This window comes from Luteolibacter sp. LG18 (genome assembly GCF_036322585.1).
GTDB lineage: Bacteria > Verrucomicrobiota > Verrucomicrobiia > Verrucomicrobiales > Akkermansiaceae > Luteolibacter.
The window spans coordinates 1,753,920-1,773,594 of sequence record NZ_AP024600.1 but is presented as its reverse complement, the minus strand read 5'-3'; the positions used below and the strand labels follow the sequence as shown (position 1 = coordinate 1,773,594).

At 65.8% G+C, this 19,675-nt stretch carries 15 protein-coding genes; 7 read left to right on the top strand and 8 right to left on the bottom strand.

Going from position 1 to position 19,675, the window contains the following annotated elements; all coding sequences use genetic code 11:
* Nucleotides 1-73 precede the first annotated feature (73 nt).
* Nucleotides 74-2,098, top strand: a complete 2,025-nt coding sequence (locus tag llg_RS07425; RefSeq protein WP_338289093.1) for a hypothetical protein — start codon at nt 74-76, stop codon at nt 2,096-2,098.
* Between the two features lies 1 nt (nt 2,099).
* On the opposite strand, the gene llg_RS07420 is transcribed toward llg_RS07425, so the two are convergent.
* The 4 genes from llg_RS07420 to llg_RS07405 all read right to left on the bottom strand — a co-directional run bounded on the left by llg_RS07420 (nt 2,100) and on the right by llg_RS07405 (nt 7,970).
* Nucleotides 2,100-3,179 carry a sugar kinase gene (locus llg_RS07420; RefSeq protein ID WP_338289091.1) on the bottom strand — a complete coding sequence of 360 codons (1,080 nt, stop codon included), beginning with the start codon at nt 3,177-3,179 and terminating at the stop codon, nt 2,100-2,102.
* A gap of 220 nt (nt 3,180-3,399) precedes the next feature.
* Nucleotides 3,400-4,071, bottom strand: coding sequence for a transposase (locus tag llg_RS07415; protein ID WP_338289090.1), 672 nt, complete (start codon nt 4,069-4,071; stop codon nt 3,400-3,402).
* 150 nt (nt 4,072-4,221) lie between these two features.
* On the bottom strand, nt 4,222-7,005 hold the full coding sequence (gene alaS / locus llg_RS07410) for an alanine--tRNA ligase (RefSeq protein ID WP_338289089.1): 2,784 nt from the start codon (nt 7,003-7,005) through the stop codon (nt 4,222-4,224).
* A 176-nt stretch (nt 7,006-7,181) separates the two neighbouring features.
* Nucleotides 7,182-7,970 carry a DUF1287 domain-containing protein gene (locus llg_RS07405; RefSeq protein ID WP_338289088.1) on the bottom strand — a complete coding sequence of 263 codons (789 nt, stop codon included), beginning with the start codon at nt 7,968-7,970 and terminating at the stop codon, nt 7,182-7,184.
* Between the two features lie 142 nt (nt 7,971-8,112).
* Between llg_RS07405 and llg_RS07400 the strand changes: the two genes are divergently transcribed.
* From llg_RS07400 to llg_RS07390, 3 genes are read left to right on the top strand one after another with little or no spacing between them, the layout of a single operon-like run.
* Nucleotides 8,113-8,715 (top strand): hypothetical protein, encoded by a 603-nt coding sequence (locus llg_RS07400; RefSeq protein ID WP_338289087.1) that lies wholly within the window; start codon nt 8,113-8,115, stop codon nt 8,713-8,715.
* Complete coding sequence (locus tag llg_RS07395) at nt 8,712-9,701, top strand: hypothetical protein (RefSeq protein ID WP_338289086.1); 990 nt, start codon at nt 8,712-8,714, stop codon at nt 9,699-9,701. The genes llg_RS07400 and llg_RS07395 overlap by 4 nt, the downstream gene beginning before the upstream one ends.
* The gene (locus tag llg_RS07390) at nt 9,694-10,635 is read left to right on the top strand and encodes a glycosyltransferase family 9 protein (RefSeq protein WP_338289085.1); all 942 of its coding nucleotides are present in this window, start codon (nt 9,694-9,696) and stop codon (nt 10,633-10,635) included. The genes llg_RS07395 and llg_RS07390 overlap by 8 nt, the downstream gene beginning before the upstream one ends.
* A 106-nt stretch (nt 10,636-10,741) precedes the next feature.
* Here llg_RS07390 and llg_RS07385 read toward each other — a convergent pair whose 3' ends face one another.
* Genes llg_RS07385 through ispG form a run of 3 tightly spaced genes read right to left on the bottom strand, consistent with a single transcriptional unit; the run spans nt 10,742 to nt 13,280 of the window.
* Nucleotides 10,742-11,197 (bottom strand): DUF2017 family protein, encoded by a 456-nt coding sequence (locus llg_RS07385; RefSeq protein WP_338289084.1) that lies wholly within the window; start codon nt 11,195-11,197, stop codon nt 10,742-10,744.
* A complete protein-coding gene (gene clpS / locus llg_RS07380) occupies nt 11,194-11,472 on the bottom strand; it encodes an ATP-dependent Clp protease adapter ClpS (protein WP_338289083.1) in 279 nt (92 codons plus the stop codon). Before clpS ends, llg_RS07385 begins: the two co-directional genes overlap by 4 nt.
* A gap of 20 nt (nt 11,473-11,492) precedes the next feature.
* Nucleotides 11,493-13,280, bottom strand: a complete 1,788-nt coding sequence (gene ispG / locus llg_RS07375) for a (E)-4-hydroxy-3-methylbut-2-enyl-diphosphate synthase (RefSeq protein ID WP_338289082.1) — start codon at nt 13,278-13,280, stop codon at nt 11,493-11,495.
* 113 nt (nt 13,281-13,393) lie between these two features.
* Between ispG and llg_RS07370 the strand changes: the two genes are divergently transcribed.
* From llg_RS07370 to llg_RS07360, 3 genes are all read left to right on the top strand, one after another.
* Nucleotides 13,394-14,296, top strand: coding sequence for a hypothetical protein (locus llg_RS07370; RefSeq protein WP_338289081.1), 903 nt, complete (start codon nt 13,394-13,396; stop codon nt 14,294-14,296).
* Nucleotides 14,297-14,434: 138 nt separating this feature from the next.
* Entirely contained in the window at nt 14,435-16,225 is a 1,791-nt protein-coding gene (gene sppA, locus llg_RS07365; protein WP_338289080.1) for a signal peptide peptidase SppA, read from the top strand.
* A 127-nt stretch (nt 16,226-16,352) separates the two neighbouring features.
* A complete protein-coding gene (locus llg_RS07360; RefSeq protein WP_338289079.1) occupies nt 16,353-16,994 on the top strand; it encodes an HAD family phosphatase in 642 nt (213 codons plus the stop codon).
* A 127-nt stretch (nt 16,995-17,121) separates the two neighbouring features.
* Here llg_RS07360 and llg_RS07355 read toward each other — a convergent pair whose 3' ends face one another.
* A complete protein-coding gene (locus llg_RS07355) occupies nt 17,122-19,584 on the bottom strand; it encodes a U32 family peptidase (RefSeq protein WP_338289078.1) in 2,463 nt (820 codons plus the stop codon).
* Nucleotides 19,585-19,675: the final 91 nt, after the last annotated feature.

Below are 19,675 nucleotides of genomic sequence, written 5' to 3'. Positions count from 1 at the left end.
CAAAACGGCAAGCCCTTCCAGGCCCCCTGCTTTTCCTCGACGCCCCGCTCCGTTCCGCCAAAGTCATCATCACGTGACTCCGGCAGACGAGCCATTCATCTCCGCCACCCTCGAACCGATTCCTGGCACCGCGGCGCAGGAATGTTCCCGCGACCTTCTGAAGGAGGCGCTCGGCCATGCACGCACCCTGATCCATCCACCCTCAGGGGATTCCACCGAAGTCGCCGCGGAGCGGATGCGGCAAACCGCTGCCCGATCGCCATGGTGGCGCTGGCTCCGCCGCGGCCTGATTGTCCTCACAGTCGGCACCGCCCTGTACCCGGGCGTGCTGAGCAGTGACGCGGTGCTCGCCGCCAATGCCGCCCGCCGTGCTCCGACCTTCATGCCCGGTTACGGCCCCTACACCACGGAGTTCGGCCTGTGGCAGGTCCTCCGCACGGGTAGCCCCGGGACCCTCGATTCTTATCTCGGGGACCGGGTCTCACCGGAAAACCGCCTGCTGCTGTTCGGAGACCGTGGCGCGATCAATGGCACGCGCTGGCTATCGCTGTGGCAAGCCCACCCGGACGATCCCGTGCTCTACTGCCGTCATGTGGTGCACCTGGTGCAAAACGGACAGGATCTGCCCGCCGATTTTATCGAGACCGGCGAGCAGATCGATCCCGGCAATGGCTGGTACCGCTATTTCGCCGCCATCGATTGGTGGCGGCGCACCGGGAACGCGCTCGCCAATAAAGGCCGCCCGGACCTGGACCGCGCCATTGGGACCACCCTCGGCGGGCTCCGGGCCGCGATGGCCATGCCCCGTTTCGACAGCCACCGGGATGCCTTCCTGTCCCGGCAGATCGCCGCCATGCCTCCCGCCCGGGACTACCCGGAGATCGCCCTGCAGCGGGCGATCATCGGGGAAAACGCAGGTCTGCTTCTCGACTCCGGAATCGACTCGCTGACGGAAATCGCACGGGCCAGCAGTCACCTTTCCAGCAGCAAGGAGGGAGTGCCCGGCCTTTTTGAAACCCTGTGCCGGAAACTCATCCTCGATTCCAAAACCGTCGGCCATCAGATGGCCCTCGGATTCGGCTCACGCAAACTCGAAGCGACCCTCAGGGAAATTGCCACCATCGAGCCCACCGCCGAGGCCGCCAACCGGTTCACCCGGCAATCCAAGCAGCTCCAACCGCCCATGGCGGGAAAACGCCCGCTCCTGTATTCCCAAGCCCAATGGAGCTTCGCCCAGCCCGTGACGGTGACCGACCGCAGCCTGCTGGCCACCCCGGAGGAAACCCTGCCCTCCGCGCTCGCCGCCCGGGCGATGGTGGAACGACTGGCTCTTCGCTTCGGATTGCTGACCCTGCTGATCGCGTTCACCGGCTGCACGCTCGCCCATCTCCGCTGGCGGAAAGTGGCCGGCCCCCTCGCCGCCCGGGTCACCAGTCTGCTCCGCCCGGTGGACCACGCGGTGATCGCCGCGGTTTCCTGCGGCCTCCCGCTCATCCTGTTCCAGTTCGTGGTGCGAGGCGGCGACCGGAGCATCCTCTACCGGCCCGGTGGATGGGCCGGTGCCACTATCCAGGGCTGCCAGCTCGCCGCCTTCGCGCTTGCCGTGTCCATCCTCGTGCTGGTGATCGAAACCATCCGCTGGCGGCTGGGCCGGCGTGGGGCGGTCCTTGGCGTGGTGATCCGCGGTTTCAATCCCGGCTGGTGCTTCGCGGCCGTGGCCCTCGCCTCCTTCGCCGCCGCTTGGCTGGATCTCAGTGCCCTTCCCCCGCGCCTCCGTCGAATCGATGCCGCCCTGTGGTCGATGCCGGTCCTCGCGCTCGCCTGGCCGTTCCTTCAATTCTGGTTCGCCCGCGGGCCGAAACCAGAGCGCCGCCTCCACCGCTGCGCCCTCACCCGCGCCATGATGCCCCACCTCGCCGCCGGTTGCGCCATCTTCACCACCTTGATCCTGCTCGCCCGCTCGGAAGACCGCCGCTGGACCGCCCTCGACACGTTCGAAAAGGCCCGCCCCGAACACGCGGGCAACGTGACCAACGAACAGGAAAGGACCGCCCTCGCGACGCAACGGCAGCTCCTCGAAGTTCTCGATCTGAAATAGCTCAGCACACCACCCGCGCGCCCGTCCCGGCGATCCGCCGCTCGGCGTCCCGCCAAGTGGCCATCGAGATGTCGCCGGGCGTCGTCGACGCCAGCGCGCCGTGGGCCGCGCCGTAATCGACCGCCTGCTGCGCGTCATTGAACTCGAGGAACCCGAATTGCACGCCGGACGCGAAGCTGTCGCCTCCGCCCACCCGGTCGAGGATCTCCAGCTTGTCGTACTTCCGGCTCTCATGGATCCGGCCATCGTGCCAGAGGATCGCGCTCCAGTCGTTGATGCTGGCCGTCACCACGTGGCGTAGGGTGGTGGCCGCGACCTTGAAGTTCGGAAACTCCTCCACAGCGGCCTCCATCAGCCGCTTGAAGGCATCGAGATCCATTTGCCCGATCTCCCGCATCCCCTCGACCTCCAGGCCGAGCGCGGCGCTGAAGTCGATGATGACGTCGACGTGCCGCGCGATCTCACGGTTGATCTCCTGCGCTTTCGACAAGCCGCCGAAGGTCTTCCATAGCGAGGGCCGGTAGTTCAGATCGTAGGACACGATCGTGCCATGCCGCTTGGCGGCCTCCACCGCCTCCAGCGTGACCGCGGCGGTGGATTCGGAAAGCCCGGCGAAAATCCCGCCGGTGTGGAACAAGCGCACGCCGAGGTCCCCGAAAAGATGGTCCCAATCGATGTCCCCCGGCTTCAGTTGGGAAACGGCCGTGTTGCCTCGGTCCGGAATGCCGAGCGCGCCGCGGATGCCGGTGCCGCGCTCGGTGAAGTTCAGCCCGTTGCGGACCTGGCGGCCGATCCCGTCGTCCTCCCGCCACCGGATGAACTGCGTGGCCACGCCGCCCTCGATGATGAAGTCCTCCACCAGGCGGCCCACCTCGTTGTCGACCAAGGCCGTGACCACCGCCGTCCGGTAGCCGAAGACCTTCCGCAGGCCGCGCGAGGTGTTGTATTCGCCGCCGCCCTCCCAAGCGGTGAAACGGCGGGCGGTGCGGATCCGACCCTCACCCGGATCGAGGCGGAGCATCACTTCTCCGAGCGAGACTTGGTCAAAGGCGCATTCCGACTTGGGTTTGATCTGGAGCATGGCTGGACGGACGGACGAGGGATCGGAAGGTCCGGTCTCGACCGCACGGCCAGCACTCTGGAAAGCCCGAAGCCATTTGAAAAGCCCCCAGCCCAAAAATTGCATGCATATTTTTCATGGGTCGCCAAGTAGCGCGAAGCTTGGCTTCGCGTGCGGCTCACGGCCCGCACCGGCAAGTTGCGCCCCGTCCGATAAAAGCGCTGCCTTCCTGAGCTTTGCGCTACACGACCGGCATCGACCCCCTACCCTGCCAAAACTCCCCGTTTCTCAGGGCCGCCTTTCCTGGATTCTCGATGACATATCGCTCGAACCCCCTCAACGACGCGCCGTCTCTCACCAAATGATCAAAGCTCTCCCGCTGCCAAACCTGCCCCTTCGTCCCCATCAACCGGTTGATGCGAACCGCGGAATGCGCCTTCCATGAACGGACAATCCCGTTCACCCCATACCCGGCCAACGGAGCCATCAGCACGTGCACGTGGTTGGGCATGACCACATATTCTCCCAACAGATACCGCACCCCATCGAAATGGAGCAGAACCTCCTCCATCATTCGGCCGCATGCGGGAAGGCGGAGGGCACAGGTGCCATGGCATTCATCCAACATCGCGTGGAATCTCCGCCCGAATTGCCGCAGATACTCGACCCGCTCTTCCGGAGTCAGCTCCGCCAAAGTCTCCTGTAAATCCGGCCGGGTGATCTTGCCCCGGGCCACCAACCACCGCCGTCGCTCCTCATCCCATTCCGCCAGACGTTCCTTCGGAATCGAATCCGCCAACCGGAACGTCACGAACACGACCACCGATTCCTGGCTCCAATGCGGCAGATTCCGACGATGACGTTCAATCGGCCGCTCGGGATGGAAGAAACGTGGTTCCGGCGGGTCTTCCATAACCCCTTTTCTAACAGCCCGAAGCCGCGCCAGCAAGTAGCGCGAAGCTTGGCTTCGCAGGCAGGGACAAGCGGCACCTCCCGAAAGAGGCACCCCTGATCCATACGGGCCGTCAGCCACACGCGAAGCTCAGCCTCGCGCTACTTGGCCTCACGCCAGCTTCGCCTTCGCGGCGGCCTCAAGCTCGGCGATCTTGCCGCGCTCGGGAGCACCGCCGCGGGCCTGGTCGGCCTTGCCGCCGCCCTTGCCGCCCGCGAGGGCTGCGAGGTCGCGGAGCAGGTCACCGGCCTTGAGGCCGCGGGCCTGGGCCGCGTCACCGCAGTAGGTCGCGATCTGGAGCTTCTCGCCGTCATCGACGATGAAGAAGGCGGCTTCGCCGAAATTCTTCTTCTTCAGCCCGTTGAGCAGCTCCTGCACCAGCGAGGCATCGGCTTCGAAGGTGCGGACGATCGGGCCACCGGCTTCAATGAGTTCCGCCAGCTCGGCATCCGCCTGCTGGGCGGCGGCACGGGCCTGGGCCTTCTTGAACGCCTTCTCGGCTTCGATGGAGACTTCCTTGAGGTGCTCGAGGTGAGCCTTGAGCACGGACAGCTCGCGGGTGGCCGGAGCCGCGGCAAGCGCGACCGGAGCCTCGATGGCGAGCTGCTTGAGCTTTTCGAGGGTGGCGGTGGCCTTCGCGGTGGCGGCTTCTGCCTCGGCGATGAGCAAGGCTTCCTGCTCGACCAGCCAGGCTTCCGCGGCCTTGCCGCAAACGGCTTCGATGCGGCGCACGCCGGCGGCGATCGCGCCCTCGCTCTTGATCTTGAACAGGCCGATCTCCCCGGTCTTGCGGACGTGGGTGCCGCCACAGAGTTCCATCGAGTAACCGTCGAGCGTGTTCGCGCCCCCGCCGATCTGGACCACGCGCACGGTGTCGCCGTATTTGTCGCCGAAGAACTGCATGATGTCGGTACGGCCCTTGATCGAGGCGTGCGGCACCTCGGTCCAGGACACGTTGCCGTTCTCCGCGATCTTCGCGTTCACCTTGTCCTCGATGGCGGCGAGTTGCTCGGCCGTGACCGCGCCGCTGTTGAAGTCGAAACGCAGGCGGTTTTCATCCACCGACGAACCCTGCTGGGCCGCGTCCTTCGACACGACCTCGTGCAGCGCCCAGTGGAGCAAGTGGGTCGCGGAATGGTGCGCCTCGATCGGACGGCGGCGAGCCGCGTCGAGCTTGAGCGTCACGGTGTCACCGACCGCCACGACCGCCTCGGCGGGAACCGCCACGGCACGGGCTTTGCCGATCTGCTGGACGGCGGAAACGGCATACTCGTTGCCATTGATGGCCAGCGAGCCGGTGTCCCCGGCCTGGCCACCCATCTCGGCATAGAACGGCGTCTTGTCGGTGATGACAAAGAGCGCGTCTTCCTGCGGATGGATCTCCAACACGGTGGCCTCGGTTTCATCGGCGTCGAAGCCGTTGAAAGCCGTCACCGCCTCGGTGGAAATGTCGAGCGCACGGACAATGGTGGTCTTCTGCGCGGTACGGGAACGCACCTGCTGCTCTTCCATGAGCGCTTCGAAACGCTTCATGTCCAAGCCCAGCCCGCGCTCGGTGCAGAGGAGCGCGGTCAGGTCCACGGGAAAACCGAAGGTGTCGTAGAGTTCGAACGCGAGATCGCCGGAAAACACCGCACCTTCTGCAAGGGAAGCCGCGCCGTCCTCGAAACGCTTCAGGCCACGGTCGAGCGTCAGGTTGAAGCTCTCTTCCTCACGGTTCAGCGTCTCGCGGATCGCGGACTCTCGGGCCTTCAGTTCCGGGAACACGTCACCCATCTGCGCAACGAGGGTGGAGACAAGGCCATCGAACAACGGCTTGTTACCGGAGAAGCCGAGCTGGCGTCCGTACTTCACCGCGCGGCGCAGGATGCGGCGCAACACGTAGTTCCGGCCGTTGTTGCCGGGCAGGATGCCATCGGCGATGGAGAAGGAGAGCGTGCGCAGGTGGTCGGCGATCACGCGGAAGGCGATCGCATCCTTCATCCCCTCGTCGAACTTGGTGCGGTCCGCGCCCAGGTCCGGGTAGATGTCCACGTAGGTCTTGCCGCTGAGTTCCTCGATCTTCGCGAAGATCGTGCGGAAGACGTCGGTGTTGTAGTTGCTCGGCTTGCGCGAGAAATCGGTGAAGCCCTTGGTGTTCTGGATGATCGAGCACGCGCGCTCGAAGCCCATACCGGTGTCGACGTGCTTCGCGGGCAGCTCGCGGAAGGTGCCGTCGGCCTCCGCGTTGTACTGGATGAAGACGAGGTTCCAGATCTCGATGCAGAGGTCGGAGTCGTTGTTGACCAGCTCGCGGCCGGTCTTTGGATCTCCCTCGGGAGTCAGGTTCACGTGCAGCTCGGAGCACGGGCCGCAGGGGCCGGTCTCGCCCATCATCCAGAAGTTGTCCTTCACGTTGCCGTGGACGATCTGCACCGCCGGATCGCAACCCTTGGAAGCGAACAGCGCCGCCCAGAGGTCATACGCTTCCTGGTCGAAGTTGCCCGGATCGCCTTCCTTCGGCGCATAGACGGACGCGTGCAGGCGGTGCGCGGGCAGGCCCCAGCGCTCGACGACGAGATCCCACGCCCACTGGATCGCTTCCTTCTTGAAGTAATTGCCGAAGGACCAGTTCCCCAGCATCTCGAACATCGTGTGGTGGTAGGTGTCGTAGCCGACATCCTCCAGGTCGTTGTGCTTGCCGCCGGCGCGGATGCACTTCTGGGTGTCCGCGGCGCGCGGCGGATCGTAGGGCGCCTTGTCGGTGCCGAGGAAGTAGGGCACGAACTGGTTCATCCCCGCGTTGGTGAACAGCAAACCGGGGCTCTGCGGCATCAGGGAGGCCGAAGGCACGATGGTGTGCTGCTGTTCGCGGAAGAAATCGAGGAAGCTGTTGCGGATCTCGGCGGAGGTCATGGGCGCGGGGGGACGAGAAACCACGAATCCGGGGAAAGAACACGGATTTTTTTCCTACAGGCCCAAGGAGCAAGGACATTCCTGTCCTTGTTTGGGAAGACCGTGATGGCTCAAGCCGCTCCCGCGAGATGGCTCTCTGAAACAAGGACAGGAATGTCCTTGCTCCCTGAGGGCCATCACTTCCCGTAACGGTAGTGGCCGATGATCTGGTAGCTCAGCAGGGCGTCTTCCCACTTCACGCCGGAGTCCAGGTTGTGGACCAGCCACGGCTCGCTGGCGCTGTCGCCGGGGCCGGGGACGACCATGGCGATGTGCATCTCCACCTGGCTGTGGGCATCGCCGCCGCGGACGCTGCTGCCGGGGCGGGTGAGGATGACGACGTCACCGGCCTTGTACTCGGCGACGTTCCGGGAGGTGGTGAGGGATTCGCCGTGGCGCTCGAAGAAGCGCTTCAGGTTCGGGGCGCGGCGGTGGTCGATGTTCGCGTCCGGGCCCTTGGTCTTGTAGAGCTGCTCGTACTCGCGGAAATTCTTCTCCATGTCCTCGTGGACGAGCTGCTGGAGGTCGATGTCCACGCCGCGGTAGGCACGGACGACGACGTCCTCGGCCTTGCCGCGGTCCGCCGGGATGTCCCCGCCGGGATAGGCGATCTGGCGGTAGGTGTCGTCATAGACACCCGGGGTGCGGGCCTGGGCCAGCGTGGCGGCGGCGAGGCGGTCGCCGAAGGCGGCGGACGGCGCGAGTTTCGCGATGCTGCGCTCGACGTTCTCGACGGACGTGCCCTCCTGCTCGGCCTTCAGGGTCGGGACCAGCTTCCGGAAAAACAGGAACGGGATGCCGACGGCGATCAGGATGATGACCCAGCCACCGAAAAACCGGCGCTTTTTCTTCGGCTTCTGGGGACGCGGGCCCACATACTCGATGGTATCGAAGAAACCGTTGTTGCGCTGGGGTCGGCGTGGCATTGGAACGCGAAGCGGATGAACCACATACAGCCCGAATTGGCGATAGTTTTCCATCCATGTTAGGAATCTTTTTCACGGAATGCCGGGGAGCGGGCGCGTTCCCGCTCGACCCGCCCCCGAAGCAGGGCTAACGGGGTGGTTCATGATCGTCTTCAAGAGCCCGCGTCCGCTGCAATGGGGAGCCCTCGACGTGCCCCTGCTGGGCATCGGCCAGGACTGGCATGGAGCGCCCTTCGACCCCGCCGCCGGCTACGCGCTGGCGGAGGACGGCCAGCGGCTGTGGTTCATCGCCACCCACACCCAACCGGCGCAGCTCCACCCCTCGGCGCGGCCGGGGAAATTCCAGGCCGAGCTGTGGCGGCACGACGTGGCCGAGCTGTTCCTGGCCGATCCGGTGAGCGGCCGTTATTTCGAGTTCAACCTGTCTCCCAACGGCGCGTGGTGGTCCTGCGAATTCACCGCGCCGCGGGTGCGGGACAGCGAGGAGGACTTCCCGCTGCCCGAGGTGGGGGCCTTCGCCGAGCTGGCCGCGGATGGCTCCTGGGCCGCCGCCCTGGCCATCCCGCTGGACATCCTGAAGGCCCGCATCAACTACGGCCCGGACACCCGCGGCAATGTCACCTTCATCCTGAACTCCCCGGACCAGAAATTCCTCACCGCCGCCAAACTCTCCGACGGCGAACCGGACTACCACCTGCCCGGCCAGTTTCCCGTGCTGCAACCGAAGCCGCTGCCGCAATTGTGAGCTCCACCTCGCCACGCACGTCCTTCTGGCTGATGGCCGCCGCCACCCTGCTGGGCCTCGGCGCGTGGCAAGCCGCCCGGATTTCCGTGGACACGAAGACCCACGCCGCCGCGGTCGTGAAAGGGCCGCCGAAAAAAACGCGCTCGGACGGGCGGAAACCCTCGGCCAAGGAACTAGCCGTGGCCGATCCGGTGGGAGCCTACCTCACCCGTGCCAAACGCGGGATGACGGAGGCAGAGGTGCGGTGGATGCTGGAGGATTTCATTACCGCCGGACTCACCCCTCCAGAGGGGCCGACGTTTCCACTCACCCCGGCACGACGAGCCAAACAGCAGGACTGGTATCTGGAAGCGCTGGCCGAAGGCCTGAGCCTCACCCCCGAACAAAAGCGCGCGGCCCGGGAGCGGATGCAGCAGTCCCTCCAGGAAGACGTAGCCGCCTTCGCGAAAGGCATCGCAGGGGTGGGCGCGATCGACCCATCGGGAGGCCGGGAATGGATTCCGGACAATCTACCGCTGGGCGTGAACGTAGGCCCGGAAGTCTGGCTGGCAAAACGCGCCTATGCCCCGTGGCGGTTGGCGGATCTCACTCCAGAACAGGAAAAACTCACCTTCAAGAGCGATCGCGAGAGCCCGGTGACGCGGGATTCCACCATGCTCCGGCTCCGCGAACTCGCCCTCCAGGAAGGCCTCCAGATCACGGATCGGGTTCTCATCACGAACGCCACCCGGATCTTCCCGCTGGCCCCCGTCCCAGCTCCGCTCGAATCGATTCAAGTCAACCCGCTCACACAAGCAAAGCTGCTTCATCCAGCCCAGTTGCGGATGGCGCTGCTGTTGGACCCACAACTCGCCCCAGTGTTGATGGGCGCCTTGGATTTCCCCAAGGCACCGGCGGTGCCGGAGCGATTCGAATTCCAAGTCGTCCCAGCTCAACCTCCGGTTGCCACCGACCCATCCACGCCCCAGACTCCGCCAGATGAGTGACGCGGGACAGGGCATGCTGGTGACGGCGCCGGAGCGGTGGGACGAGGCCTGTTTCGCCGTACCCGCGCTGCGGGCGCTGGCGGCCTCCGGCTTGCCCGTGAGCGTGCTGTGCCCCGCGGCCCAGGAGACCTTCTGGCAGACGCTTCCCGGGCTCTCGGTGCTTCCGTATCCGGCGAAGGCCTCGGCAAACACGGTCGCCAGCTCGCTTTCCGGCAAGTTCGCCGCCGCCCTCATCTGGGAACCCGGCGTGGCCGCGGACGCCTGCGCGAAGGCGGGCATCCCACGCCGCACCGGCCCGGGCGGAGACAAGGCCCTCTCCAAACGCCTCACCGATCCGCTGCCGCTCCCCACCCCGGGCCCGATCGAGCACCGCGTCCGCCATTACCTCGCCCCAATCGAGGCGATGGGGATCGAGACACGGGTGGCAGCGTATTTCGAACCAATCGATCAACTGGCCCCGCCTGCCCCGGGTACCGCGCTGCTGGTGCCGGATTCCGATTTCGGCCGTAGCCACGAATGGCCGTTGGACCGCTGGGAAACGGTGGCCCGGGCGCTCCTCGAGACTGGCACCCGCCTGACCCTCGCCGGGATTCCGGGCGGCGGCGGCCTGGCCGCGAAACTGGCGAAGACGCTCGGCGACAGTGTCCGGACAACCGACCTCTTTCCCTCCGGCGAGGTGCTGCCGCTGCTGGCCGCGCACGAGCGCGTGATCGCCGCGGACGGCTCCCTGCCCCACCTTGCGGCCCATGCCGGAGCGACCTGCATCGTCCTCTTCGGCCCGAACGAGCCGGCGTGGAAACGTCCGCTCGGCAAACGCCACACGGTGCTGCGACGTCATGTCGAGTGCTCACCGTGCTTCGCCCCGAAGTGCGCCCTGGACCTGCGCTGCCAGCACGAGCTGGAGATGGAGAAAGTGCTGGCCGCGGTGAAGTAGCGTAAGTTTTCAACTTGCGCTTGGGCGCGGCCGACCTAGCGGATGAAATTCGAACATCCCTCCCTAGTCCACCGCGAGAAGCCACAAGTTGAAAACTTGTGCTACCTCACAGCACCCGCTTCAGCAGCAGGTCCTGGATGACCATGTAGAACTGGTAACGGAAGAACGCGGAGCGGCGTTGCTCGGACATGCCGATCACGTCCGGATCGTCGTCGGAGAAATCGTGCCGCGCGTGGAGGGCGAGGCGGGCCTGGTTGAGGGCACCGAACCACGCTTCCGCGTCGTCCTTTTCGATGAAAATCTCGCCGGGTCCTCCGGAGGAGGCCTCGGCGGCGGCGCGGATGGTGTCACGGACGACGCCGAGCTGGCCTTCGAACACATCGAGCAAGTCCGGCATCATCAGCTCCTCCCAGTCCTCGGCATCCGGACCGGCCGAGGCGGTGAGCCGACGGGCGAGGCCACCGGGCTTCGCGTCCGCGAGGATGCATCGCAGGACGTCCCAGTCCTGGGAAATCTCGGCATCGATCCGCAGACCGCCCTTCAGCGTGGGGGCCACTCTCATTGCGGTTTCTCCAGCGAGGTGGTGAGCTGGTGGGCCTGGAGCTCGGCGACGTAGAACTCGGCCTTCTCCCGGGTGCCGGTCCAGACAATGGAGCGCCCGGCAACGTGAACCTCCATCATCAGCTTGCTGGCGCGCGCGTCATCGTAACCGAACACCTTCTGGAAGACCCAGGTGACATAGCCCATGAGGTTCACCGGATCGTCGTGGACGACCACGTTCCAAGGCACGTCGAGCGCCTCGGCCTCGTGGGTCCGGGTTTCGGTCTTCGTCGCCATGGCCACCTCCATCAATTCCATCAGACTTCCACGGGCTCCCCGGCGGGGGCGTCGATCCACTTGCCGTGCTCCTGGATCAGGTCGATCAGGCGCTCGACGGCCTCGGCCTCGGGGATGTTGAACTTCACCGGCGTCTTGCCGACGTAGAGGTTGATCTTGCCGGGCGCGCCGCCGACGTAGCCGAAGTCGGCATCCGCCATTTCCCCCGGGCCATTGACGATGCAGCCCATCACCGCGATGCGCACACCCTTGAGATGGCCGGTGGCGGCGCGGATCTTCTGGGTGGTGGATTGCAGGTTGAAGAGCGTGCGACCGCAGCTCGGGCAGGCCACGTAGTCGGTCTTGAAAATGCGGGTCCCGGCGGCCTGGAGGATGTTGTAGGCGAGGCGCAGCGATTGGCCGGGGGCGGTCTCGCCGCGGACCAGGATCGCATCGCCGATGCCATCGCACAGCAGCGAGCCGATCACGCGGGCCGCGGGCAACAGCGCCTGGAGGAAATCGGTGTCGCCCTGCGGCGGGGTGAGCGTGTCCTTCAGCAGGATCGGATGGCGGGCATCGATCACGAAGGCGAGCTGACGGAAGGCGTGGATCGGTTCGAGGTCGAGGCCATCCTTCACGGTGACGAGCTGCGCCACCGGCGAGTGGTTCAGCGCCGCCACGGCGGCCTCGTCGCGCGGGTCGATCTCCAACACGCCGGATTTCTCGACCACGATCTCGGGTTTGAAGTCGCCGAGCTTGTGGATCTTGTGGGCCAGCGCGTTCCAGTTCTCCTGGGTGGTGAAGACGCGCACGGTGCGGTCGCCACCCAGCTCGTGGCCTTCCACGGTGAGGACGTCGGTCTTCCGACGCTCGTAGGAGAAGGGATCGTAGGACGGGACGTACTCGGTGGTCACATCCCCACGCGTGGGGATGCCTGCATTGAACGGCTCCGCCAGCGCCTGGGCGACCGGGATTTCATAAACGGCATCCTCGGTGAGCGAGACGCGGATGGTGTCGCCGATGCCATCGGACAGCAGCGAGCCGATGCCGATGGCGGACTTGATGCGGCCGTCCTCGCCATCACCGGCCTCGGTCACGCCGAGGTGGATCGGGTAGTTCCAATCCGCGCCTTCCAGATCGAGGCGGGCGACCAGCAGGCGGTAGGCCTCGATCATGACCTTCGGGTTGGAGGCCTTCATCGAGAACACGAAGTTGTGGTAGTTCTCCTCGCGGGCGAGGCGGGCGAACTCCAGGGCGCTCTCCACCATCCCGTGCGGCGTGTCGCCGAAACGGTTCATGATGCGGTCGGACAGCGAGCCGTGGTTGGTGCCGATGCGCATGGCACGGCCGAGGTCCTTGCACAGCTTCACCAGCGGCACGAATTCCTCGCGGATGCGCTCGAGCTCCTCCTCGTATTCGGCATCGGTGTATTCGCGGACCTCGAACTTCTTCTTGTCCGCGTAGTTGCCGGGGTTCACGCGGACCTTTTCGACCCACTTGGCGGCCTCAAGGGCGGCGTCCGGCTTGAAATGGATGTCCGCCACGATCGGCACCTGGCAACCGGCGGCGCGGACCTCGCGGACGATGTTCTCCAGGTTCGCGGCGTAGACCTTGGTCTGGGCGGTGATGCGGACGATTTCACAACCGGCGGCGTCCAGATCCAGCACCTGCTTCACGCAGGCCGGGGTGTCGCGGGTGTCCGAGGTGATCATCGATTGCACCCGGATGGGGTTGGTTCCGCCGATGCCGACGCGGCCCACCAGGACCTCGCGGGTCGGGCGGCGGGAATAGCTCAAAAGGGAGGGGCAGTAGCGCGACGGCACGTTCATCTGCGGGCGATATAGCCGAAAAGCCCGGGCAGGGCAACGGGGCCGGGCGGGTCGAGGGCACAAATCCTGCTTTCCGTGCCGCTTCCGGGGTGATTCCTATCTCCCCCAGCGTCATGAAAGCCCTCCTCACCGCCCTCGCCGCCGTCTGGCTGGTCCTTCCGGCCCGCGCCGAGGACGCTCCCAAGGCCTCCGATTTCATCCGGGTGGACGAGGACGCACAGGCCGCCCGGCTCCAGACCGGGGTGACCCGCTACAAGAAGGACGGCGTGACGGTGGACCTGATCGGCGCGATCCACATCGCGGACGCCGCCTATTACAAGAACCTGAGCGGCAAGTTCGACAACTACCAAGCCGTGCTCTTCGAAATGGTCGGCGACGACAAGGCGATCCCGAAGAAGGAAGCCAAGGACGCACCCGCCGCCGACAAAAAGGACCTGGGCGGCCTCCATCAACTCTACGGCATGGTGGCGAAATTCCTCGGCCTGACCGGCCAGATGGAGTCGATCGACTACACGCGGAAGAACTTCGTCCACGCCGACATCACGCTGGAGGAATTCCAGAAGCTCCAAGCCGAGAAGGGCGAATCGCTGCTGGGTCTGATCGCGAAGGCCGACCAATCGGGTGCCAAGGAGCCGGACGCGGCCAAGCTGATGCAGGCGATGCTTTCCGGAAACTCGAACCGGATGAAGCTGGAGATCATCCACACCCTGGGCAGCGGCGACGATCAGATCGCCGCCTTCGCCGGCAGCAACAGCGTGATCGTGGGCGACCGCAACGCGAAGTGCATCAAGGTGCTGGATTCCCAGGTGGACAAGGGCCGCAAGCGGCTCGCCATTTTCTACGGAGCCGCCCATTTTCCGGACATGGAGAAGCGGCTGCTGGAGAAGGGCTACCAGAAGGTGTCCCACGAATGGGTCACCGCCTGGGACATCCCGAAGCCGCAGCCAAAGGCCGCGGCCCCCGCCCCGGCGGATCCCGCCGCCCCTCCGGCCGAGCCGAAGAAAAAGGCCGCCTGAACCGGACCCCGCGACGTTTTTTCAAAGATCCGCGTTTTTGCGGTCCCGATTCCGTCCGCACCGGACAGGCATCGGTAACCCCTTTGTGATCATCCGTCCCGGGTTGAGTCCCGGCGCAAACCTGCTACCAGTGCCATCATGCGTGTCCTGCCTTTGCTCGCCGCCAGTTTCCTGACCGCCACCGCGGCCGAGGAGAAGAAGCCGATCGTCGCGATCTACGACCTGAACGATCCGGTCACCGAATCCGGAACGCCGGAGCCATCCCTTTTCGGCGGACTGAACATGGACGCCAGCCGCCCGCTGACGACCTTCGACATCAGCCGCAGCCTGGAGAAAGCCGCCACCGACCCGAATGTGAAGGCGGTGGTGCTGGATGTGGCCGGCTCCGGGCTGGGTCTCGACCAGATCCAGGAACTCCGCCGCCGCCTGCTGGCGATCCGCGCCGCGGGCAAGGACGTGTGGATCTACAGCGAACAGCTCGGCAACGGCACCGCCATCCTCGGCAGCGCGGCCAACCACTTCGCGCTGATGCCGGAGGCGGACTGCGAGTTCAGCGGCATCCACGCGGAGTCGATGTATTTCAAGGGCCTGCTCGACAAGCTGGGCGTCCAGGCGGACGTGATCCACATCGGCGACTTCAAGAGCTTCGGCGAGAACTACTACCGCACCGGCCCGAGCGACCCGGCCAAGCAGCAGGAGGAAAAGCTGATCGACTCGATCTACAACGCCATCGTCCGGGACGTGGCCACCGGCCGCAAGATCCCCGAGGCCAAGGTGAAGGAACTCATCGACCGAGGCACCCTCACCGCCGAGGAGGCGAAGAAGGAAGGCCTCGCCGATGACCTGCTCTACCGCACCACCTTCAATGCCAAGGTCCGCGAAACCTACGGCGCGGAGGCCGAGTATGAAACCGGCTACCAGCTCCCGGACCGCGATGGGCCGGAGATCACCGGCATGATGGACATCGTGAAACTGATGTTCAACGACGGCAAGAAGACCAAGGCCCGCAAGGACTACGTGGCGGTGGTGGCGCTCGATGGCGACATTTCCGACGACTCCATCGCCCCGGTGCGCGAGGAGATCCTGAAGCTGCGCAAGGACGACAAGGCGAAGGCGCTGGTGCTGCGGGTGAATTCCCCCGGCGGCTCGGCGCTGGCCAGCGAAGTGCTGTGGGAGGCCACCCACCAGTGGAAGTCCACCGGTCGGCCGTTCGTGGTCTCGATGGGCGGGGTGGCGGCCAGCGGCGGCTACTACGTGTCCAGCGGCGCGGACCGGATCTTCGCGGAAACCGGCACCATCACCGGCTCGATCGGCGTGGTCGGCATGAAATTCGTGCTCGGCGGGGCGATGGACAAGCTGGGCATCACCAGCCACGTCACCCAGCGCGGCAAGAACGCCGGGGCGATGAGCATGACCCATGCCTTCACCAAGGAGGAGGGCGAGCTGATCCGCCAGTCGATGACCCGCGTTTACGGCACCTTCAAGCAGCGCGTGACGGACGGTCGCAAGGACCGGCTCAAGGGCGACCTCGAACCGCTGGCCGGCGGCCGCGTTTACAGCGGCGAAAAGGCGCTGGAGATCGGACTGGTCGATGAGATAGGTGGCCTGGTGGAAGCGATCGGTTACGCCGCGAAGCAGGCGAAGCTCGACAACCCGGAGGCCAAGCTGGTGCCGGAACCGAAGAGCGCCTTCGAGGGGCTTTTCGCCAACAAGCACGACAAGAAGGACAAGGATGAGGACGAACTGATCCGCGCCACGGCCACTCCCAAGCCCTCCGCCCAGCTCCGCCAGACCCTGATCCAGAGCGGCCTGCTCGGATCGCTGCCAGCCCCGGCCCGCGAGGGCGTGGACCGCCTGATGTCCCGCATGGACGCCTTCCAGCACACCGAGGTCCTGCTGCTGGGCCCGGATCTGAAAGTCGCGCCGTGAAGTAGCACAACTTTTCAAGTTGTGGTTGCGTGCGGCGGACCAGAATCGGAAAGTTCCGACCGTCCATGACGGTTCCGCTCCTCCCCGCACGCAAGTTGCAAACTTGCGCTACTTCCCGGCGCTCCCAATGAAAGCGGTCCTCTTCGACTTCGACGGCGTGCTGGTCGATACCGAGTGGGCGATCTACGACGCCTGGCACCGCACTTTCCGCGCCCACGGCCACCCGCTGCCGCTGGAACTCTACACCCGCTGCATCGGTTCGGACTTCGACACCTGGTCGCCGAAAACGCACCTCGAGGAACTCACCGGCAGCTCGTTCGATTGGCACGAGCTCGACCTGAAGCGGCAGGAGGAAATCGTCCGCGATCTCGCGGGCGAAGGCCCGATGCCCGGCGCGGTGGCGCTGCTGGAATCCCTGATCGCGAAGGGCATCCCGCGGGCGGTGGTGTCCAGCTCGTCCCACCACTGGGTCGATGGCTGGCTCGACCGGCTGGGGATGATGCCCCTGTTCGACACCGTGGTTTGTCGCGGGGATGCACCGCGAATCAAGCCCGCCCCGGACCTGTTCCTGGAAGGCGCGCGGCGTCTCGGGTTCGAACCCGCCGAGTGCCTGGTGATCGAGGATTCCCTCAACGGCGTGAAAGCCGCCCGCGCCGCCGGTTGCCCGGTCTGGGCCGTCCCGAACCGCGTGACCGCCTGCCTGGATTTCTCGCTCGCGAATGCCGTGCTGCCGAGCCTGGCGGAGGTGGGGCAGGCGATGAATCAGTAGCACAAGCATTCCTGCTTGTGAGCGGGCGCGGTTCGTTACCGGATGAGATCCCAAACCACCCGAACGATCCGATTCGTGCCGTTGTCGCGAAGCGGAGCACACCCACGCGCAAGCAGGAATGCTTACGCTACAACAGCGTCCCCTCGGTCACACCGAGTTTCTCCAGCGCCTTCACGTGGCGCAGCAGGGTGACGGAATCGCTTTCGCCGCGGAGCAGGGCCTGGTAGGCGCGGATGGTGCGCTTGGCGGAGTCCTTGTCCTCGTCAAGCAGCTCGATGCGGAACCGTGACAGGCCGGTGGCCTTCAGGTCATCGAAGAACCGCGCGCCGGTCTGGGCGCGGCCGTTGAAAAGGGTATTCCGGCAACCCACGTCCGCCACGAGGCGGTGGAGCTGGCCGACGCGGTCGCGCAGGTGCACGACGTGCTCCTCGCACGGGCGGCCGCAATCCTTGTAGCTCGTGCCCTTGCTGAGGAAGGTGCAGAACACGCAGTGCTCCATGTGGAAGAGCGGCATGTGCTGGTGGAGCGTCAGCTCGAACCAGTCGGCGGGCGCGCCGCGCAGCAGGTCGAGCACCTGCGAAATGTTCAAGTCGTAGGAAACGGTGAGCAGATCGAGGTTCGCGGCCTGCTTGAGCAGCTTCGCGGTGATCGGGTTGGCGACATTCAGGGAGAAATCCCCGACCTTTTTCAGGCCGCTGCGATCCTTGAAGTGCTGGAGAGAGGCGAGGTTCCGCAGCAGCACGCCATCCGCCTCGGCGCGCTCGATGAGCTTCAGGTAGCCGTTCTCGCCGGGCTTCAGGATGCGCGGCGTGGCGAGCAGGATTTCCGAACCGGTGTCGGCCCCGCGGGCGCGAACCATCGCCACGGCATCCTTGTAACGGCGCGGGTCCTCGAAATCGCATTGGATCACCGGCACGCGGACATCGAGCGCGGCGTCCACCTGCGCGAGGCTGCGGCAGAGGACACTGAGCTTCGGGGCCGCGGCGGATCCACCCTCCACGACGGGAAGCAGGTCGCGGTGCGACACCGCGGTGGCGGGCACGATGGCCTCCCCTGCCCCGCCCTGGGGCTCAAGCTGCTCGACCAAGGCACGGCGAAGGCGGTTGAGCTCGGACACGGCGAGGTGGCAATCGCCCTCCAGGCGGTTGTCGAGGGAGGCCAGTTCGTAGGCGGTATCGCCAAGGCGCGAGAGCTGGGCGAGCAGGGTCTCGGAGGAAAGCGCGCGTTTCGAGGCGGCCTCCAGCGGCGTGGACGACACGGAGGTCTTGCCCGCGGACAGCACCAGCGGTTCGCCCGGCTGGCCGGTGACGACGAGGTGCAGCGGGATCTTCTGCTCCTGGAGCTTCGCGTTCTGCCAGAAACGGCGGATTTCGGATTCCAACCGCGGATCGGAGGTCTTGTAGAGGGTCTGGCCAGGGCGGATGCGGTCGAAATCGAGGCCACTGTGGCTGCGATGGAACAGCAGGCAGCCGTTCTCGATCTTCCAGATCCGCGCGCCCTGCTCCTCGTTGCGGTCCTCGCCGGCGTCGAACACCACGCCATCCCCCGCCGCGAGCGGGATCGCCGGATCGTCCTTCAGCTCGACCCAGCCCGGGCCGCAGCGGGCGATTTCCCCGAGCAAGGGGCCGCGCTTCTTCCCGAAGCGGCCGTGGACGAGATACGGGTGGTTCGTGCCCGCCAGCCAGCCGCTGGTGAGGCCGCGGGAAAAGGTCATCTCCAGCTCGTAGCGGTCCTCCGCGGTGACGCTGGAGGCCACGCCCGCGATGGCGTCATCGATCGCCTTCCGGTACACGCGGGTCACGGCGGCGACGTATTCGGGCGACTTCAGGCGGCCCTCGATCTTGAACGACTTCACCCCGGCCTTCACCAGTCCGGGGATGACGTCGACCGCCGCGAGGTCCTGCGGCGAGAGCAGGTAACGGACCTCGCCCAGCTCCCGCACCTCGCCATCGACGACGATTTCGTAAGGCATGCGGCAGGCCTGCGCGCATTCGCCGCGGTTCGCCGAGCGCTGGCCGAGCGATTCGCTGGTGAGGCACTGGCCGGAGTAGGCGACGCACAGGGCACCGTGCACGAAAACCTCCAGCGGCGCGTGGGGATTGCCCTCGGCGGCGGCCTGGAAGCGCTCGATCTCCTTCAGCGAAAGTTCCCGCGCCAGCACCGCCCGCTCCATGGGATACAGGGATTCGATGAACGCCAGGCCCTCCGGCGAGGTGATGGTCATCTGGGTGGAGGCATGCAATTCCACGCCGGGAGCGATTTCCCGCGCCATCTTCGCCAGCCCCAGATCCTGGATGATGAGGGCGTCCACCCCGGCGGCGGCGATCAGGCGGAGCTGCCGTTCAGCGGCCTCCAGCTCATCGCTGAAGACCAGCGTGTTCATCGTCACGAAGCCCTTCACGCCGTGCTTGTGCAGGAACTTCATCAGCTCCGGCAGGTCGTCCTCGGTGAAATTGTCGGCGCGCAGACGGGCGTTGAATTTCGGCAGGCCGAAGAAAATCGCGTCCGCCCCGGCGGCCACGGCGGCACGGGCACAGTCCCAGTTCCCGGCGGGACTGAGGAGCTCTGGGGTGGAATCGGACGGTTGCATGCGCGGGGAGGTGGGAAAACCATGACCCGGAATCAAGCAAAAGGGAGGTGAAACTTTTACCCCGGCCCCGGGTTATCCTCTTTGCAACCCC

Excerpts from the sequence above, each read along its gene's own strand:
- llg_RS07385 (WP_338289084.1), bottom strand. The coding sequence starts at position 11,197 with ATGAGAGTGGCCCCCACGCTGAAGGGCGGTCTGCGGATCGATGCCGAG.
- llg_RS07360 (WP_338289079.1), top strand. The coding sequence starts at position 16,353 with ATGAAAGCGGTCCTCTTCGACTTCGACGGCGTGCTGGTCGATACCGAG.
- ispG (WP_338289082.1), bottom strand. The coding sequence starts at position 13,280 with ATGAACGTGCCGTCGCGCTACTGCCCCTCCCTTTTGAGCTATTCCCGC.
- llg_RS07390 (WP_338289085.1), top strand. The coding sequence starts at position 9,694 with ATGAGTGACGCGGGACAGGGCATGCTGGTGACGGCGCCGGAGCGGTGG.
- sppA (WP_338289080.1), top strand. The coding sequence starts at position 14,435 with ATGCGTGTCCTGCCTTTGCTCGCCGCCAGTTTCCTGACCGCCACCGCG.
- alaS (WP_338289089.1), bottom strand. The coding sequence starts at position 7,005 with ATGACCTCCGCCGAGATCCGCAACAGCTTCCTCGATTTCTTCCGCGAA.
- llg_RS07405 (WP_338289088.1), bottom strand. The coding sequence starts at position 7,970 with ATGCCACGCCGACCCCAGCGCAACAACGGTTTCTTCGATACCATCGAG.
- llg_RS07400 (WP_338289087.1), top strand. The coding sequence starts at position 8,113 with ATGATCGTCTTCAAGAGCCCGCGTCCGCTGCAATGGGGAGCCCTCGAC.
- llg_RS07420 (WP_338289091.1), bottom strand. The coding sequence starts at position 3,179 with ATGCTCCAGATCAAACCCAAGTCGGAATGCGCCTTTGACCAAGTCTCG.
- clpS (WP_338289083.1), bottom strand. The coding sequence starts at position 11,472 with ATGGCGACGAAGACCGAAACCCGGACCCACGAGGCCGAGGCGCTCGAC.
- llg_RS07370 (WP_338289081.1), top strand. The coding sequence starts at position 13,394 with ATGAAAGCCCTCCTCACCGCCCTCGCCGCCGTCTGGCTGGTCCTTCCG.
- llg_RS07355 (WP_338289078.1), bottom strand. The coding sequence starts at position 19,584 with ATGCAACCGTCCGATTCCACCCCAGAGCTCCTCAGTCCCGCCGGGAAC.
- llg_RS07415 (WP_338289090.1), bottom strand. The coding sequence starts at position 4,071 with ATGGAAGACCCGCCGGAACCACGTTTCTTCCATCCCGAGCGGCCGATT.